Raw genomic sequence first — 1496 nt, forward strand, 5'->3', positions numbered from 1 at the left:
CATTGGTGACAAGTTAAGGAAAAAAGGAAATTGTCAAGGGTAGTATTTGCATGGGTCTGGGATCGTGGGAAACTTATAACAGACAAGTAATAGAGGGATTGTGAGCAGTCATGACCAGCAGCCGAAAAACCAATCGAGACCACGCGAAAAAAACACACCGACCAATGGTAGAAGATGAAGTAATTGCAGAGCAACTGGAAAGATTGCTGACACCGGCGATTACAAATCAAGAAAATTACTACCGAAAATTAGGACTCAGAGAGCGGATCTTGAATTTACCGTTGATGATGGCTGCGGTATTAACGTTATTGTGGCGAGACGTAGCAGGGGTGAGAGAGCTGACAAGAATCTTAGCCAGAAACGGTTTTCTGTGGTGTAATCCCACAAAAGTGAGTCAACAAGCGGTATCACAACGATTTTTGACATTTCCGCAGGAGTTATTTGAAAAAGTATTTAAAGATTTATTGCCAAGTCTCAGAACAGCTTGGCATAGTAGAAATAAACGTCCATTGCCAGAAAGTATTCAATTTACCTTATCAAAATTCGAGAAAATTTGGATAATAGATGGCTCAATATTGGAGGCTCTATTTAAAAAACTACAAAGCTTAGAATCAGTTGAAAAAGGACAATTAGCCGGAAAAATAATTACAGTTATTGACTTAATAACCAGATTACCTGTTGAGATTTGGTTTGAAGAAAACCCCAAAGCTTCTGATACTAAAGCGGAAGAAAATATCCTAAATTTAGTTACAGAAAATACTTTGCTATTACTAGATAGAGGATTTTATCATTTTAATTTTTGGCATAAATTAATCGCCAAGAAAGTTGAATTTATTACCAGAATAAAGAAAGGAGCAGCCATTCAAATAGAACAGGTATTTACAGATAGTTATGAAATGCGAGACCGGAAGATACGTCTAGGTTCTGGCACAAAGAGAACTCCATTTATCACGTTACGTTTAATTGAAATTAGGTCGGGAAAAACCTGGCATTCTTATTTAACTAGCGTCTTAGACCCTCATGTTTTACCACCTTACGTAGTTGCCGATTTATATCGGCGTCGTTGGCGAATAGAAGAGGCTTTTAATACAGTAAAAAGACTCTTGGGTTTAAGTTATTTATGGACTGGTTCAATCAATGGAATTAAATTGCAAATTTGGTCAACGTGGTTGTTTTATGCTGTGTTAGTAGATTTAGGTGATGCCGTAGCGGATGAACTTTCTCTGCCCTTTGATGAAATTTCCTTAGAAATGATTTATCGGGGTCTTTATCATTTTACTATGGCTCATCAAAAAGGTAAGGCAACAGACCCAGTTAAGTATTTTGCTGACCCCAAAAATCGAGATTTAGGTATTGTTAAACAGAAACGAGAACCAAACACAAAGCTAATTGTGGCTCCCTTTCCGGATATTCAGCGAGGGTCTGACCAGTTTTTTTTCAACAATTCTCTAAAAGCCTCTTGACAAAAGACTTACAGTCTTAACTTGTCACCAATG

The 1496-nt window shown here is 37.4% G+C and carries 1 protein-coding gene; it reads left to right on the forward strand.

Going from position 1 to position 1496, the window contains the following annotated elements:
• Nucleotides 1-164 precede the first annotated feature (164 nt).
• On the forward strand, nucleotides 165-1463 hold the full coding sequence (locus tag QUB26_RS31775) for an IS4 family transposase (protein WP_333321295.1): 1299 nt from the start codon (nucleotides 165-167) through the stop codon (nucleotides 1461-1463).
• Nucleotides 1464-1496: the final 33 nt, after the last annotated feature.

Source organism: Microcoleus sp. B4-C1, from assembly GCF_036705285.1.
Classification (GTDB): domain Bacteria; phylum Cyanobacteriota; class Cyanobacteriia; order Cyanobacteriales; family Microcoleaceae; genus Microcoleus.

Bases quoted from the DNA above. Each gene is read 5' to 3' on its own strand.
- QUB26_RS31775 (WP_333321295.1), top strand. From the start codon at position 165: ATGGTAGAAGATGAAGTAATTGCAGAGCAACTGGAAAGATTGCTGACA.